5 protein-coding genes are annotated in these 17,359 nt (G+C 73.4%); all 5 read left to right on the top strand.

Going from position 1 to position 17,359, the window contains the following annotated elements:
- Window positions 1-467, top strand: a 467-nt coding sequence (locus ACRDTB_RS10875) for a phosphopantetheine-binding protein (protein WP_431429943.1), incomplete at its 5' end; no start/stop codon positions are given.
- 2 nt (window positions 468-469) lie between these two features.
- Window positions 470-5,920: an SDR family NAD(P)-dependent oxidoreductase gene (locus tag ACRDTB_RS10870; protein WP_431429942.1), complete on the top strand. Its 5,451-nt coding sequence runs from the start codon at window positions 470-472 to the stop codon at window positions 5,918-5,920.
- Window positions 5,917-12,258, top strand: coding sequence for an amino acid adenylation domain-containing protein (locus tag ACRDTB_RS10865; protein ID WP_431429941.1), 6,342 nt, complete (start codon window positions 5,917-5,919; stop codon window positions 12,256-12,258). The genes ACRDTB_RS10870 and ACRDTB_RS10865 overlap by 4 nt, the downstream gene beginning before the upstream one ends.
- On the top strand, window positions 12,255-16,100 hold the full coding sequence (locus tag ACRDTB_RS10860) for an amino acid adenylation domain-containing protein (RefSeq protein ID WP_431429940.1): 3,846 nt from the start codon (window positions 12,255-12,257) through the stop codon (window positions 16,098-16,100). The genes ACRDTB_RS10865 and ACRDTB_RS10860 overlap by 4 nt, the downstream gene beginning before the upstream one ends.
- Complete coding sequence (locus tag ACRDTB_RS10855; RefSeq protein WP_431429939.1) at window positions 16,081-17,355, top strand: MFS transporter; 1,275 nt, start codon at window positions 16,081-16,083, stop codon at window positions 17,353-17,355. The genes ACRDTB_RS10860 and ACRDTB_RS10855 overlap by 20 nt, the downstream gene beginning before the upstream one ends.
- Window positions 17,356-17,359: the final 4 nt, after the last annotated feature.

The following is a 17,359-nucleotide window of genomic DNA, read 5'->3' as shown; positions in this document are numbered from 1 at the left end:
GCGTCACCGCCACACCGCCGCCCGCCGCCGGCACGGCACGGCCGGCGGGACCGCGCAGCCCGACCGAACAGGCCGTCGCGGGCGTGTGGCGCGAGGTGCTGGGCCTCGCGACCGTCGGTGTGCACGACAACTTCTTCGACGTCGGGGGCACCTCGTTCGCGCTGGCGGCCGTGCGCAGCGGGCTGAAGGCCGTCCTCGGCCGCGACCTGCGGCTGGTCGACCTCTTCCTGTACCCGACCGTGCGCGCGCTGGGGGAGTTCCTCGACGGCTCCACTGTGGACGGTGACCTGGACCGGGTCGCCGCGCGAGTGGCCCAGCGCCGCGAACGCAGCAGGCGCCGGACGAACCGCGTGGCTGCCAACCGCACCCAAGGGGAACGGGACGCAACCCAGCCACAAGTACGTGCCGAACAGGACGGCATCAAACACACGGTGACCACAAGGGTTAATTCCGGGGAGGCGGACTAGTCATGGAACCGCTGGCGATCGTTGGGATGGCCTGCCGGGTGCCCGGCGCCGACGACACCGTCGAGTTCTGGCGCAACCTCGCGGACGGCGTCGACTCGGTGCGGTTCTCCTCCCGCGAGGAGCAGCTGGCGCTCGGCGTGCCGGCCGACGAGCTGGACAACCCGAACTTCGTCGCCGCCGCCCAGGTCGTGTCCGGTGTCGCGGACTTCGACGCGGGATTCTTCGGGATGACGCCGCGCGAAGCCGCCCTCGCCGACCCGCAGCACCGGATGTTCCTGGAGCTGGCGCACACCGCTCTGGAGGACGCCGGCTACGACCACACGCGCTACGAAGGTGCGGTCGGCGTCTACGCGGGCTCCGGCCTGGACGAGTACCGATGGCGGCACGTCCTGCGCAACTCGAGGATCATGGCCACGTCCGGCACCACCGCCGTCCACCTGGTGAACCTGCCCGACTACGTGGCCACCCTCGCCTCCTACAAGCTGAACCTGCGCGGCCCCGCCCTCACTGTGCGCACCGCCTGCTCCTCGTCGCTCGTCGCGCTGCACCTCGCCTGCGAGGCACTGCGCAGCGGTGAGTGCGACCTCGCGCTGGCCGGTGGGGTGTGCGTCGAGCTGCCGCCGGGGCGCGGCTACACCTACGTCGAGGGCGGCACCGAGTCGCCGGACGGGCACTGCCGCCCGTTCGACGCGCGGGCCCGCGGCACGGTGTGGGGGAGCGGCGGGGGTGTCGTGGCGGTCAAGCGGCTGGACGACGCGCTGGCCGACCGGGATCACATCCGGGCGCTGGTGCTCGGCAACGCGATCAACAACGACGGGTCGGCCAAGGTCGGGTTCTCCGCGCCGAGCGCCGACGGCCAGTCCGTGGCGGTCGCGCAGGCGTTGGGTCTCGCCGGAGTCGATCCCCGCACGGTGAGCTACGTCGAAGCACACGGCACCGGCACGGAGCTCGGCGATCCGATCGAGGTGGCCGCGCTGACCAAGGTGTTCGGCAACGACCGGGCGAACGGGGGCGGCCGGTGCGCGCTCGGCTCGGTGAAGGCGAACATCGGCCACCTGAGCCAGGCGTCCGGCGTCGCCGGGGTCATCAAGACCGTGCTGGCGCTGGAGCACCGGCAGCTCCCGCCCACGCCGCACTTCACCGAACCCAACCCCGAGATCGACTTCGTGAGCGGTCCGTTCCACATCTGCACCACCCTCGCGGACTGGCGGCCCGACGACGGCGTGCCGAGGCGGGCCGGCGTGAGCTCGTTCGGGATGGGCGGGACCAACGCACACGTCGTGCTGCAGGAGGCGCCGGTCCGGCCGGGCACCCCGCCGCGTCCGCTCGAACTGCTGCAGATCTCCGCGAAGTCGGCCGACGCGCTGACCTCCGCCGTGGACCGCCTCGCCCGCCACCTCGACACGCACCCCGGCCTGAACCTCACCGACGTCGCCGGCACGCTGCGCCTCGGCCGGACCGAGCACCGGCACCGCGCCGTGCTGGTCGCGCGCGACACGGCCGACGCGGCCGAGGGCTTGCGCGACCGGACCCGGTCGCACACGGGCGTGGTCGCCGACGGTGTCCGCGTGGCGTTTCTGTTCTCCGGGCAGGGCGGCCAGCACGCCGGGATGGGTGCCGGCCGGTACGACCGGGAGCCCGTGTTCCGCGCGGCCGTCGACGAGTGTGCCGCCGCCCTCGACGGCCGGCTCGACCTGACCGCGCTCCTCTTCGGGGCCGACGAGGAGCTGTTGCGCCGCACCGAGTTCGCCCAACCCGCCCTGTTCGCCGTCGGCTACGCGCTCGCCGAGCTGTGGCGCTCGTGGGGCGTCGAGCCGGACGCGATGATCGGCCACTCGGTCGGCGAGTACGTCGCCGCCACGCTGGCCGGGGTCTTCGACCTGCCCGACGCGGTTCGCCTCGTCGCCCTGCGCGGCCGGCTCATGCAGCGGCAGCCGGCCGGGTCGATGCTGGCCGTGCGGTGCGACCAGGAGGCGCTGGCCGGGCTGCTGCCGCACGCGGTGTCCGTCGCCGCACTCAACGGGCCGGGGTCGACGGTCCTCAGTGGACCAACTACGGACGTCGAACAGGTCGCGGCCGACCTGCGGGCCGCGGGCGTGGAGAGCACGCCGCTGCGCACCTCGCACGCCTTCCACTCGGCGATGATGGACCCGGTCGCCGGACCGTTCGCCGACGCGGTCGCCGCGGTCGAGCCGCGTCCGCCGCGGCGGGCCTACCTGTCCAACCTCACCGGCGGCTGGGCGGACGGTGCGCGGGTCACCGATCCGGCGTACTGGGCGCGGCACCTGCGCGAGCCGGTGCGGTTCGCCGACTGCGTGACCACCCTGTGCAAGGACGGACCGACCGCGATGATCGAGTGCGGGCCCGGCCGCCAGCTCGCAAGCCTGGCCGCGCCGCTGGTGCCGGCCGGGGGACCACGGCCACTGCCCAGCCTGCCCGGCCGGGACGAGGAACGCGACGCGGCGGAGGTGTTGCTGGGCACCGCGGGTCGCTTGTGGACACTGGGGGTCGCGCCGGACCCCGCCGCGCTGGGTCCGGCCGGCAACCGGGTTCCGTTGCCGACCTATCCCTTCCAGCGGCAACGGCACTGGATCGACCCGGACGTACCCGACGAGAAGCCCGTGTCACCGGCGCACGCGGGCGCGCGGGAGGTGCACGAGTGGTTCCACGTTCCGTCCTGGCGGCAGGCGCCGCCCCGGCTCGAGCCCGCCGACCCCACCCGCTGCCTGGTGTTCACCGCCGAGGGCCGGGCCGACCGCATCGTGGCCGGGCTCCGGGACGCCGGGGCCGAGGTCGTGACGGTCCGCGTCGGGGACGCCTACGGCCGCACCCCGGACGGCTTCGTGCTCCGGCCTGGCAGCCGCGAGGACTACGACGCCCTCGTCTCGGACCTCGGACCCGGCCTACCGCCCCGGATCGTGCATGCCTGGTCGCTGGCCGGTGAGCCCGCCGGACCGTCGTCGGCGGCCGCCTGGCAGGCGCAGGAGCTCGGCTTCTTCAGCCTGCTCCGGCTCACCCAGGCACTGGCGGCGGCAGAGTCGATCACGCCCGGCACGCCGGTGCACGTGGACGCGGTCACCGTCGGAACCATGGGGATATCGGGCCACGACGTGGTGCGACCGGAGCACGCGACAGTCGCCGGCATCGCCAAGGTGGTCCCGCTCGAAGTGCCCGGCGTGACCGTCCGCCACCTCGACACCGACCCGGCGGCCGCGCCGGAGGAGACCGCGCACGTCGTCGCCGAGCTCGTGCGGCCCGCCGGCGGCGCGCTGCTGGCCCTGCGCGGCGGGCGCGGCTGGGTGCAGGAGCATCAGCCCGCGCCGATCGGCGCACCCGCCGACCCGACCGTCGCCCTGCGCGAAGCGGGCGTGTACGTGATCACCGGCGGGCTCGGGGGCGTCGGCATCGCCCTGGCCGAGGATCTCGCCACCCGGATCCGCGCCCGGCTCGTCCTGTTCGACCGCAGCGGCCTGCCAGCCCGGGAGGAATGGGCGGACTACCTGCGAGTGCACGGCACCGCGGACCGGACGGGCCGGGCGATCGCCGCGATCGGCCGGGCCGAGGCGGCGGGCGCGCGGATGCTGGTCCTCGCCGCGGACGTCACCCGGGTCGACGACCTGCGTGCGGTGCGCGCCGCGATCATGGCCGAGTACGGCCGTGTCGACGGGATCATCCACGCGGCAGGCGTGCCCGGCGGCGGCATGGTCGCCGTGAAGGACCGGGCCGAGGCCGAGCGTGTCCTGCGTCCGAAGCTGGCCGGCGCGCTGGCGCTGCACGGCGCGTTCGGCGATCTGACGCTGGACTTCGTGGCGCTGTGCTCGTCGGTGTCCGCGCTCGTCGGCGGGTTCGGGCAGGTCGACTACTGCGCGGCGAACAACTTCCTGGACGCCTACGCACGCGGCGAGCACGGCTGGGACGCGCGGGTGCTGGCGATCCAGTGGAGCTGGTGGTCGGAGGCGGGGATGGCCGCCGAGGTGACCGCACCGAGCGCGTTCCGCGCGCTGGAGTGGGGCGAGCGGACCAGCCCGGTCGACCATCCGATCCTGACCGGCCGGCACGCCGGGACCGACGGCCCGGACTGGTGCAGCGGGATGGTCTCGCCACGCACCCACTGGTTCCTCGACGAGCACCGGACCGAGGGCGTGGCGATCGTGCCCGGCACGGCACATCTGGAGTCGCTGCGCCAGGCGCTCGCCGCGACCAGCACCGCGCCACCGGGGCACGTCGTCGAACTGCGGGACGTGGTGTTCGCCGAACCGCTGCCCGTCCCCGACGACGGGTCGGCCGAGATTCGCGTGCGGTTCACCGGGGACGGGCTCGCCGAGGTCACCAGCGTTGCCGGTGGCGTGGCCAGGACGCACGCCCGCGGCGGTGCCGGCTGGGCGGTGCCCGGTCCGCCGCGGGCCGTGGACCTCACGGAGATCCGGGCCCGCTGTGTGCGCCACGACGCCGACGAGCTGCCCAGCCTGTTCCGGTACGGCCCGCACTGGGCGGGGCTGCGGGAGGTGTGGTTCGGGACGGACGAGGATCTCGGCTTGATCGAGGCCCCCGACGTGGTGGTCGCCGAGCTGGACCGTTACGGGCTGCATCCCTCGCTGCTCGATGTCGCCACCCTGCACGCCCAGCGGCGCAGCCACGGTCTCTACCTGCCGTTCGGCTACGGCCGGGTCCTGATCCGCGGCGCCCTGCCGCCCAGGCTGTGGAGCCACCTCCAGCACCGCGACCAGGGGGACGGCGAGATCCTCGTCGTCGACCTCACGCTCTACGACGAGCACGGCACCGAGGTCGTCGCGATCAAGGACTACATGCTGCGGCGGGTCGACCCCGACTCGGTCGGCGCGGCCATCGAGGCCGGCGTGCGCGCCCCCGCCGCCTCGGATGCCGCCTCGGATGCCACTGCGGACGCCGCCTCGCCGGACGCGCGCACGATGGCGGGCGAGTCGGGCGCGGGCGGCATCGGCTCGGCCGCCGGCGCCGACGCGTTCCACCGGGTGCTCGCCGTCGACGTCGGGCCCCAGGTGGTCGTCTGCGCGGAGCCGCTGGACCTGGTGTTCGATCGGATCCACGCGCTGACCACGGACACCGTCGAGGAGAACCTCGCGACCGGCCCGGCCGCCCGGGCGGCCGAGCCCGTCGAGGACGACGGCCGCACCCCCGTGGAGGCATTGATCGCCCGGACGTGGGACGACGTGCTCGGCACCGAACGCATCGGGTTGGACCAGGACTTCTTCGAGCTCGGCGGCAACTCGCTGGTGGCGGTCCAGCTGATCGCGCAGGTTCGCAAGGAGCTCGGGGTGAGGCTGCCGATGCGGGCGCTGTTCGAGTCACCGACGGTGGCGGGGTTGGCCGCCGTGGTGGAGCGGCTGCGCGTCTCGGACGCACCCCCGCCGGCCACCGCGTCCACCACCATTCCCCGCCTCGAGCGGCGGCCCGTGCCGGAGGCCGGCCCGTGACCGAGTCCTACGAGTTCCAGGCGTCGTTCGCACAGGAACGGTTGTGGTACCTCACCCAACTCGAGCCGGACGCGGCGCTGTACAACATCGTGCTCTGCGCGCCGCTGCGCGGACCGGTCGACCCGGACCGGTTCCGGCGCGCGCTCGGCCGGCTTGTCGCGCGGCACGAGACACTGCGGACCGCACTGCGGTTCCGGGACGGCACGCTGTACCAGCTCGTCAGCGCGGAGCTCCCGGTCGAGCTCGCCACGACGGATCTGTCGCATGTGGACCCGGTCGCGCGCGAGCGGGCGCTGGGGGAGCTGGTCGACGCCGACGCCGCGGCCCCGATCACGCCGGACACCGCGCCCCTGTGGCGGGCGCGCCTCGTTCGCATGGGCGGCGACGACTGGCGGTTCGTCTTCACCATCCACCACACCGTGTACGACGCCGCCTCCACCACGATCCTGCTGTCCGAACTGCGGGAGCTGGACGCGGCGCTGGTGGAGGAGCGCCCGGCCCGGGTGCCCGAGCTGCCCATCCAGTACGCGGACTTCGCGATGTGGCAACGAAGCCGGCTCGCCGACGGCTCCCTCGACGGCCAGGTCGAGTACTGGCGCGCGCAGCTCGCCGGCGCGCCCACCGAGCTCGGCCTACCCCTCGACCGCCCGCGCCCGGCCCGTCCCGGCCACGACGGCGGCGAGTACACCGAGACGTGGCCGGTGGAGCTGACCGAGCGGCTCGGCGCGCTCGCGCGGCGGGACGGCACCACGCTGTACATGACGCTGCTGGCCGGGCTGAAAGCGTTGCTGGTACGCAACTGCGGGCAGGACGACATCGTGGTCGGCAGCCCGGTCGCCGGCCGTGAGGTGCCCGAGCTGGCGTCGCTCATCGGGCTGTTCATCAACTTGGTCGTGCTGCGAACCGACCTGAGCGGCGACCCGACCTTCCACGAGCTGCTCGCCCGGGTCCGGTCGACGGTGCTGGACGGGCTCGATCACCAGGACGTTCCGTTCGAGAAGCTCGTCGAGCTGATCCGTCCGGACCGGGACCCGAGCTCGTCGGCGCTGCACCAGGTGAGCTTCAACCTGGTGCCGTTCGGGCGGGACGGCGGCGGTGGCGATGGCGATGGCGACGGCGATCGTCCCGCACGGCTGCGGGGCGTCCGCGGGCACCGCGCCGCCCTGCTGGACCTGGAGTTCGACCTGGTCGACGAGCCGGACGGGCTGCGAGTGGTCGTCGCCTACCGCCGTGACCTGTTCGACGAACCCACCGTGCGCCGCCTGGTCGCCGGGTACCGGACACTGCTCACCGCCGCCGCGGCCGACCCGGACCTGCCGCTGTCGCGCCTGCCCCTACTCGACCGCGAGGAGCGGGCCCGAATCCTGGCCGCCTCGGCCACCCCGGCGATGCCGGACGGCGCCGGCACCGTCCACGAGCTGGTCGCCGAGCAGGTGGCGCGCATGCCCGACGCGGTCGCGGTCACGACGGTCGACGGGCGGAGCCTGACGTACCGGGAGCTGGACCGGGCCGCGAACCGGCTCGCCCAGGTGCTGCGTGAGCGCGGCGTGGGTGCGGAGAGCCGCGTCGGGGTCTGCCTGCCCCGCGACCCGGACCTCGTGGTCGCGTTGCTGGCCGTGCTCAAGGCCGGGGGCTGCTACCTGCCCCTCGATCCGGTGTACCCGCCGGAGCGGCTCGGCTACATGCTCGCCGACGGCGAGACGCGCCTGCTGGTGACCACGGCCGAGCTCCTGGCGGACCTGCCGCGACCGCATCCGCCGACGCTGCTGATGGAGACGGTGCCGGCCAGCGATGACGCCGCGCCGACCGAGCCGGTCGATCCCGAACAACTCGCGTACGTGATCTACACGTCGGGCTCCACCGGGCGGCCGAAGGGCGTCATGGTCCCGCATCGCGGGGTGGTCCTCCTGTTGCGGCACATGATCTCCGAGCTGGGGCTGGCGGTGGGAGAGACCTTCCTGTTCTCCTCCTCACCCTCGTTCGACGTGTCCGTGCTCGAGCTGTTCGGCCCGCTCGCGTCCGGCGGGTCCGTCCTCGTCGTGCCCGATGTCGCGACACTGGCCGGCCCTCGCCTCGCCGACGCCGTCCGCCGCGGTCGGGTGAGCACCCTCCAGGCCACCCCGTCGGTCCTGGAGACCCTGCTGCCCGAGCTGGACGCGCCGATCCCGCGGGTTCTCTCCGGCGGCGAACGGCTGACCACTTCGCTGGCGCGCCGGCTGTTCGCGGCGAGCGGGGAGCTGTGGAACGTGTACGGCCCGACGGAGACGACCATCTGGTCCACGACCTACCGGGTGCCCGGCGACGTGGCACGGATGTCGATCGGGCGTCCGATCGCCGGTACGGCGGCGTACGTGCTGGGACCCGACCACGAGCCAGTGCCGACCGGGGTCCCCGGCGAGCTGTTCGTCGGCGGTGCCGGCGTCACCCGGGGCTACTGGGGGCGACCCGGGCTGACCGCGGACCGCTTCGTGCCCGACCCGTTCGACACCGTCCCAGGTGGACTGATGTACCGGACCGGGGATCTGGTGCGCAGGCTGGCCGACGGCACGCTGGAATACCTCGGGCGCGGCGACCGGCAGGTCAAGCTCCGGGGAGTACGCACGGAGCTCGGCGAGGTGGAGGAGGCGCTCCGGGCGCACCCGATCGTGCGGCGGGCGGTCGTGATGGTGCGCGATGACGCACCCGGCGGGCAGGGGCTGGTGGCCTACCTGCGGTGCGACGGCGACACCCCTGAACCGGACGGCCTTCGGGAGCACCTGCGCCGCACCCTGCCCGACGCGATGATCCCGGTCGCCTTCGTGCGGGTCGACGACTTCCCCACGCTGCCGAACGGCAAGCTCAACCGGTCGGCGCTGCCGTCTCCGGACGCGATCGGTGCGACGGGCCTCACCCGCCGGCACGTCGCCCCTCGCACGTCGGTCGAGGCGACGCTCCGCGACTTCTGGGCGGAGCTGCTCGACCGCGACCGCGTCGGGGTCGAGGACGACTTCCACGCGCTCGGCGGACATTCGCTGCTGGCCGTCCGGCTGCTGTCGAGAATCCGCGAGACCTACGGCGTCGAGCTGCCGCTGCGCCGTACGTTCGAGCTGAGCACGGTCGCCGACTACGCGCGGGCCGTGACCGAGGCGCGGGGCGAGGGGCCGGGCCCGGTGGACATCCCGCGTCGCGTGCCGCCCGGCGTGCCCGCCCCGGTGTCCGACGCCCAGCTGCGGCTCTGGTTCATCGACCGGCTCGATCCCGGCAACCCGGCCTACAACCTCACGTGGGCCTACCGGCTCACCGGCGAGCTGGACACGGAGGCGCTCACCACCGCGTTCCGTGGCTTGGTCGAACGGCACGAGGCGCTGCGCACCACGTTCCCCGAACAGGACGGCGAACCCCGGCTGGTGGTCGGAAAGCAGGCGCGGACGGCGCTGACCGTCGCGGACCTGACCGGGCACGGACCGGAGGCGGTGCACCAGGCCGTGCGCGACCTCGCCCGGCACCGGTTCGACCTGGCGGACGGGCCGCTGGTGCTGGCCCGCCTGCTCCGGGTGGCCGACCGCGAGCACGTCCTCGTGCTGTCCCTGCACCACTGCGTCACCGACCGGTGGTCGATCTCGATCCTGCTGGGCGACCTGTGGGGGCTCTACAGTGGACGGGCGCTTCCGGAGCTCACCGTCACCGCGGCGGACTACGCGCTGTGGCAACGGGACGAGGTGGCGCGCCGGCGCGACGAGTTGGTCGGTTTCTGGCGCCGGGAGCTCACCGGCCTGCCCGACGTGCTCGACCTGCCGGCCGACCGGCCCCGCCCGGCCGTGCCCAGCCATCGTGGCGAGCGGCTGCGGTTCAGGTTCGACGGCGAGCTCACCGCCGCGCTGCACCGGCTGGCGAGCGCCGAGCGGGCAACCCTGTACATGGTGCTGGCCACCGCCGTGCACGCGTTGCTCGCGCGCTACACCGGCCGGTCCGACATCGCGGTCGGCACGCCGGTGTCGGGGCGTACGCACTCGGCGATCGAGCACGTGGCCGGCCTGTTCATCAACACCGTGGTGCTACGCGGCGACCTGTCCGGGGATCCGAGCTTCGCCGAGCTGCTGCGCCGGACCCGGACCAGGGCGCTCGACGCGTTCGCCCACCAGGACCTCCCGTTCGACGTGCTGGTCGACGAGCTGGGCACGCCGCGCGTCCTGTCCCGGAACCCGCTGTTCCAGGTGCTGCTCGCGGTGCAGAACACCCCGCCGTTCCCGCGGCCCGCGGCTGGGCTCGCGATGACCGAGCTGCCGGTCGACGCGGGCGTCGCCCAGGTCGACCTGGACCTGCTCGTGGAGGAGCAGGACGGCGAGCTGCACGGGGTGCTGCAGTACGCCACCGACCTGTTCGACGCCGACCGGATGGCCCGGCTGGTCGAGCACCTCCGTTGCCTGCTGACGTCCGCGTGCGCCGACCCGTCGTCCAGGAGATTGTCCGAGCTGCCCATGGTTGCGCCGGCGGAGCGGGCACTCGTGGACGGCTGGAACGCGACCGCCCGGTACTATCCGGACGGTCTGCTCCACGAGCTGGTAGCGGATGTGGACGGGCCCGCGGTGGGGTTCGACGGCTCCTGGCTGTCTTATGCGGACCTGCGCGCCCGGGCCAACCGGCTGGCTCACCGGCTGCGTGCCGAGGGCGTCGGCACCGACGACGTCGTCGGGGTCTGCCTGCGGCGCTGCCCGGACCTGCTGCCCACCCTGCTCGGCATCCTCACCGCCGGCGCGGCCTACCTCCCGCTCGAGCCGGCCGATCCGCCGGAGCGGTCGCGGTTCATGGTCGACGCGGCCGGCGCCCGCGTGGTCGTCACGACGGCCGCCGAGGCCGGCCGCTTCACGTCCGGGGTTCGGGTGCTGGACGTCGCGGCCCCGTCGATCGCGGCCATGCCCGCGACGGCGCCCGCGGTGCGCACCTCGCCGGACGCGCTGGCCTACGTGATCTTCACGTCCGGGTCGACCGGGGAGCCGAAGGGGGTCGGCGTCTCGCATCGGGCGATCGTCAACCGGTTGCGGTGGATGCAGGAGACCTTCCGGCTCGGCCGGGACGACCGCGTGCTGCAGAAGACGCCCTACGGGTTCGACGTGTCGGTGTGGGAGCTGTTCTGGCCGCTGCTCGCCGGCGCCGGCGTGGTGCTCGCCAGGCCGGGCGCCCAACGCGACGCCGACGAGCTCGCCGAGCTGATCGACCGCGAGCGGGTCACGACTGTCCACTTCGTACCGAGCATGCTGGAGGCGTTCCTCGACGTCGTGACCACGAAGCAGCGGCTGAGCGGACCGCGGCGGGTGATCTGCTCCGGCGAGGCGCTCTCGCCCGACGTCGCGAACCGCTGTCACCGGCTGCTGCCCGGCGCCGAGCTGCACAACCTGTACGGCCCCACCGAAGCGGCCGTGGACGTCACCTGGTACCGCTGCGTCCCGGACGAGACCAGTGTCCCCATTGGACGGCCGATCGCCAACACCTGGGTGGAGATCGTGGATCCGCACGGCCGGCCGGCGCCGATCGGGGTTCCCGGCGAGCTGTGGATCGGGGGAGTGCAGCTCGCCCGCGGCTACGTCGACCGGCCGGGGCTGACCGCGGAGCGGTTCGTGTCCACCGGTGACGGGCGGCGGGCCTACCGGACCGGCGACCTGGCCCGGTGGCGGGCGGACGGCGAGATCGAGTACCTGGGCAGGCTGGACGACCAGGTGAAGATCCGCGGCCACCGGATCGAGCCGGGCGAGGTCCGGGCGCGGCTCGCCGAGCAGCCGGAGATCCGGTCGGCGGTGGTCGTCGCCCGCGACGACGGCGCCGGTCAGCGCCTCGTGGCCTACCTGGTCCTCGCGCCGGACGCCGACGACGGCGTCGACTGGCGCGACCGCCTGCGCCCGCGTCTGCCCGTGCACCTGATCCCAGCCCATTTCGTCCGGCTGGCCGAGCTTCCGTTGACCCGCAACGGCAAGCTCGACCGTGCCGCGCTGCCCGAACCCGACGAGCGCCCGCCGGGGACCGACGCGGGCGCCGCGCGCAGGGCCCCAGCCGGCCCGGCGGAGGAGACCGTCGCGGCCGCGTGGCGCGACGTGCTGGGCCTGCGCGAGGTTCGCGCCGAGGACAACTTCTTCGCCTCGGGCGGGGACTCGATCCACAGCCTCAAGGTCATCGCCCGCCTGCGCGCGGCCGGCTACCGCGTCGAGCTGCAGCAGGTGTTCCTGCACCAGACGGTGGCGGAGCTGGCCTCGGCGCTCGTGCCCGAGGCCGAGTCGGGGGCGGACGAGCCGGCCTACGAGCCGTTCGGGTTGCTCAGCCCCGAGGACGCGGCCCGGCTCGCCGGCTCGACGGGCGGTCAGCGATGACCGTCGAGGATGCCTACCCGCTCGCCTCGCTCCAGGCGGGCATGCTCTACCACAGCGCCTACGAGCCGGAATCCGCCACGTACCACGACATCCAGACGATCACGTTGCGCGGGCCGTTCGACCACGGCGCGCTGACGGCCGCACTGGCGGAGCTCACCGCCCGGCACGCCGTACTGCGGACCTCCTTCGACCTCGCCGGGTTCAGCGAACCCGTCCAGCTGGTCCACCGGAGTGCCACCATCCCGTTCGCCACCACCGACCTCACCGGACTCCGCCTCCCCGACGCCCAGGCCGAGGTCGGCCGCTGGCGTTGCGACGAGCGGCACCGGCCGCTGGACTGGGGCGCCCCGCCGCTGCTGCGGACGCACGCGCACCTGTTGCCCGACGGGCTGTTCGCGCTGAGCCTCAGCTTTCACCACGCGATCCTCGACGGGTGGAGCGTCGCGAGCCTGGTCACCGAGCTGTTGCGCCGATACATGGCGCGACTGGACGGGTCGAGCCTCCCGGCCGCGCCGCCCGCGGCGAGCTTCCGCGACCTGGTCGCCGGGGAACGCGCGGTGGTGCGATCCACCGCGGCTGCCGGGTTCTGGCGCGACGTCGTCGACGACGCGCCGCCGGGCCGGCTGCCCCGGTGGCCCGGCTATCCCCGGGCCGGCCCGGGCGAGCTGCGGGTCACCCGCGGCCGGGTGGACGCCGGGGTGTACGACAGTCTCGAACGAGTCGCCGACGAGCTGCGGGTGCCGCTGCGCACCGTGCTGCTGGCCGCGCACCTGCGCGTGATCGGCCTGTTCACCGGGCAGCCGGAGGTGCTCACCGGGCTGGTGACGCACTCGCGGCCGGAGAGCGACGCGGGCGATGAGGTCCTCGGGCTGTTCCTCAACAGCGTTCCGGTGCGGATCACGCTCGAGGTACCGACCTGGGCCGACCTGGTGCGGTCGGTGTTCGCGGCCGAGGTCGCGCTGTTGCCGCACCGCCGCTTCCCGCTGTTCGAGATCCAGCGGCTGGCCGGCCGCACACCGTTGCTGGACACGCTGTTCGACTACCGCGACTTCCACGTGTACGGCACCGTCACCGGCGACGACCGGCTGACCCTCGTGGCCGACGAGTTCTTCGAGCGGACCAACCTGCCCCTCACCGCCGGGTTCAACAGGTCCCGCACCGAGGGCGGGCTGGAGGTCGCACTCAGCCACGACACCGCCGAGTTCCCCGAGCCGCAGCTGGTGCGCATCCTGGAGGCGTACCACCGCGTGCTCGCCGCGATCGCCGACCCGGCCGGCGACCCGCGGCCGACCGCGCCGTACCTGGCCGGCGACGCCGGGCTGATCCAGCGGTGGAACGCCACCGACCGGTCCTATCCGGACGGTCGGCTGCCCGACCTGGTCGCGAACGGCGACCGGCCGGCGGTGTGTTTCGCGGGTTCCTGGTCGTCCTATCGGGAGCTGCGGGAACGGGCGAACCGGGCGGCGCACCGGCTGCGCGCGGAGGGCGTCGGCGCCGACGATGTCGTCGGGGTCTCGCTGGAGCGTGGCCCCGATCTGCTGCCGACGCTGCTCGGCATCCTCACCGCCGGGGCCGCCTACCTTCCGTTGGAGCCGTCGGATCCGCCGGAGCGGACCCGGTTCATGGTGCGGACCGCGGGTGCCCGCCTCGTGCTCACCGAGTCCACTGTGAACACTGTGGACACCGTGCCGGAGAGACCAGCGGCGCCGGCGGTGCGGGCGTCACCGGACTCCCTGGCGTACGTGATCTTCACCTCCGGGTCCACCGGGGAGCCGAAAGGCGTTGGCATCTCGCACCGGGCCATCGTCAACCGGCTTCACTGGATGCAGGAGGTCTTTCCGCTCGGCCCGGACGACCGGGTGCTGCACAAGACGCCCTACGGGTTCGACGTATCGGTGTGGGAGCTGTTCTGGCCACTGCTGGCCGGGGCGGGCCTCGTCATCGCCCCGCCGGGTGCCCATCGCGATGCCGATCAGCTTGCCGAGCTGGTCCACCGCGAGCGAGTCACGACCGTCCACTTCGTACCCAGCATGCTCGAGGCGTTCCTGGACACCCCGAACCTCGCCGGCCGGCTGACAAGCCTGCGGCGGGTCATCTGCTCCGGCGAGGCACTGCCACCCGCCCTCGCCAGCCGGTTCCTCACCGAGCATCCCCGCATCGAGCTGCACAACCTCTACGGGCCGACGGAAGCCGCGATCGACGTCACCTGGCACCGGTGCGTGCCCGGCGAACCCGTCGTGCCCATCGGCCGGCCGATCGCCAACACCAGCGTCGAGATCACCGACCCGCTCGGCCACCCCACGCCCATCGGGGTCCCCGGCGAGCTGCGTATCGGCGGGGTCCAGGTCGCGCGCGGCTACGCGAACCGGCCGGCGCTCACCGCCGAGCGGTTCGTCGCCTCCGCGTCCGGAGAACGCCAGTACCGGACCGGTGATCTCGCACGCTGGCTCCCGGACGGCGAGATCGAGTACCTCGGCCGGCTCGACGATCAGGTCAAGATCCGTGGTCAGCGTGTCGAGCCCGGCGAGATTCACGCGCGGCTCGTCGAGCAGCCCGAGGTGCGCGCCGCCGCCGTCGTCGTGCGCGACGCCCTGCTCACCGCGTACGTCGTCACGCATCCCGGTGTCGAGTGGGACCGCGTCGACTGGCGCGACCGGCTGCGCACCCACCTACCCGACCACATGGTGCCCAGCCACTACGTCCCCCTCGACGCACTGCCCACCACACGCAACGGGAAGCTCGACCGCGCGGCACTGCCCGCCCCGGACGACACCGGGCGGCGCCGCGCCTACCGCGCGCCACGCGACCCGGTGGAGGCGACGCTGGCCGGCCTGTGGGAGGAGACCCTCGGCGTCGACGCGGTCGGCATCCACGACGACTTCTTCGAGTTGGGCGGCCATTCGCTGCTCGCGCTGCGGCTCACCATGCGGATCAGGGCCGAGCTGGGCCACGACCTCCCGGTCGGCACGGTGCTCACCGCACCGACCGTGGCGCTGCTCGCCGACGCGCTGCGCAGACCGGACGACCTCGCCCCGCGCGGACGCATGGTGTCGCTGCGCGCCACCGGCGAGCGCGCGCCGGTCTTCCTCGTGCACGCGCTGGGCGGCCACGTGTTCCGGTATCTGCCGCTGGCCCGCAAGCTGGGTGACGACCAGCCGGTGTACGCCATCGCGGCGCGCGGTCTCGCCGACGGCGAGGAGCCGCACGACACGCTGGCGGAGATGGTCGACGACTACGTGGCACACATCCGCGAGGTGCGGCCGAACGGACCGTACGTGCTGGGCGGGTTCTGCATCGGCGGGAACATCGCGCTCGAGCTGGCTCGCCGCCTGCGCGCGGCGGGGGAGGAGGTCCCGCTGGTGGTCCTCTTCTTCTCCGGCGCGGGCGAGCCCGTGGTGACCTCGTCGCTCGAGGACGACACGGCGCTGATGCTGCACGCGCTGGCGGGCGGACCGCTCGACGTCGACACCGACCGGCTGCGCGAGCTCGACCCGGACGAGCGCCTGCACGCCGTCATCGAGGCATCCGCGGCAGCTGGCACGCTGCCCCCCGACGCCGCGGACATCGACCAGGCAAGGCGTTTCCTGCGGGTGTTCCGGGCCAACGCGCACGCGGTCGGCTTCCACCGCGCGCGGCCCTACGACGGTGACGTCGGGCTGTTCTCGCCCACCGACGACCCGGCCGCCCCGCTGTCCGACCTCGGCTGGTCCGAGGTCGTCAGCGGAGCGCTGCGGATGGCACCGATCCACGGTGACGGTTACACGATCCTGTACGAGCCGCAGGTCGCCGATGCCGCGACCACGATGAGGGAATGGATGGACCATGGCTTCCGGAGTGACTGAGCGGCGGCGGGGTGGCTTATGGGGGCACCCGGACTTCTTGAAGCTGTGGGCCGGGCAGAGCGCATCGCTGGTCGGTGCCGAGGTGACCGTGGTGGCGATGCCGTTCATCGCCATCCAGCTCCTGGGCGCCTCCGCCGCGCAGATCGGGATCATGGTGGCGCTCGCCAGGCTGCCGTCGATCCTCTACCTGTTCGCCGGGGCGTGGACCGACCGGACCCGTCGCCGGCCCATCCTGATCTGGACCGACCTCGGCCGCGCGGCGATGCTCGTGACCATCCCGGTGCTGTTCCTGTTCGACGCGCTCGCGCTGGGATGGCTGTTCGTCGTCGTGTTCGTCGTCGGGGTGCTGCGGGTGCTGTTCGAGACCGCCTACCGGTCATACCTGCCGTCACTGATCGGCCGCGAGAACCTCGCGGAGGGCAACAGCAAACTGCAGCTGAGCGAGTCGGTCGGCCGGTCCGCCGGCCCTGGCCTCGCCGGCGTGCTGGTCAACGCGGGCTCGGCGGCGCTGGTCATCATCGTCGACGTCGTGAGCTACCTCTTCTCGGCGCTGGCCTGTCTGTTCATCCGCAAGCGGGAGGAGGCGCCGCCCGCCGAGGAGGAGCGGAGCAACGTCCTCGCGTCCATCTGGGAGGGCATGCGGTGGGTATTCACCCAGCCGCTGCTGCGGCCGGTCGTGCTGAGCACCGCCTTCTACACGTTCTTCGTCACCGGCGTGATGGAGACGCTGTACTTCCTCTTCCTCATCCGCGAGCTGCACCTGTCGGCGGGCTGGGTGGGCGCGATCCTCGCGGTCGGCGGCATCGGCGCGATCATCGGCGCGTGGGTGTCGGCGCGAATCATGCGGCACTGGGGTCCTGGCCCCGTGATGCTGTGGAGCACGATCATCGGCAACGGTGCGCTGCTGCTGGTGCCGCTGGCCAACGGTCCGATCTGGATGGTGATCGCGATGCTGGCGGCGTCGCAGCTCATCGTGGACCTGTTCGTCCAGGTGTACATGGTCAACCAGCTGACCCTGCAGCAGTCGCTCACGCCGGATCGCCTGCAGGGCCGGGTGATCGCGACCATGTGGTCGGTCGCGCTCGGGCTCGCGCCCGTCGGCGCGGTGGTGTCCGGGTTCCTCGCGGAGACCTTCGGCATTCGGGAGGTCATCCTCGTGTCCAGCCTGATCGGCGTGATCGCACCCGTGCTCCTGCTGACGTTCTCCCCGATCCGCCGCCTGCGCACGATGCCAGAACCGGCGACGCCGAGCTGAACAG

The organism is Actinophytocola sp., assembly GCF_050699935.1.
GTDB lineage: Bacteria > Actinomycetota > Actinomycetes > Mycobacteriales > Pseudonocardiaceae > Actinophytocola.
Note: the sequence above shows the minus strand (reverse complement) of the source record. Positions and strands in the feature narration are given on the sequence as shown.

Bases quoted from the DNA above. Each gene is read 5' to 3' on its own strand.
- ACRDTB_RS10870 (WP_431429942.1), top strand. From the start codon at position 470: ATGGAACCGCTGGCGATCGTTGGGATGGCCTGCCGGGTGCCCGGCGCC.
- ACRDTB_RS10860 (WP_431429940.1), top strand. From the start codon at position 12,255: ATGACCGTCGAGGATGCCTACCCGCTCGCCTCGCTCCAGGCGGGCATG.
- ACRDTB_RS10855 (WP_431429939.1), top strand. From the start codon at position 16,081: ATGGCTTCCGGAGTGACTGAGCGGCGGCGGGGTGGCTTATGGGGGCAC.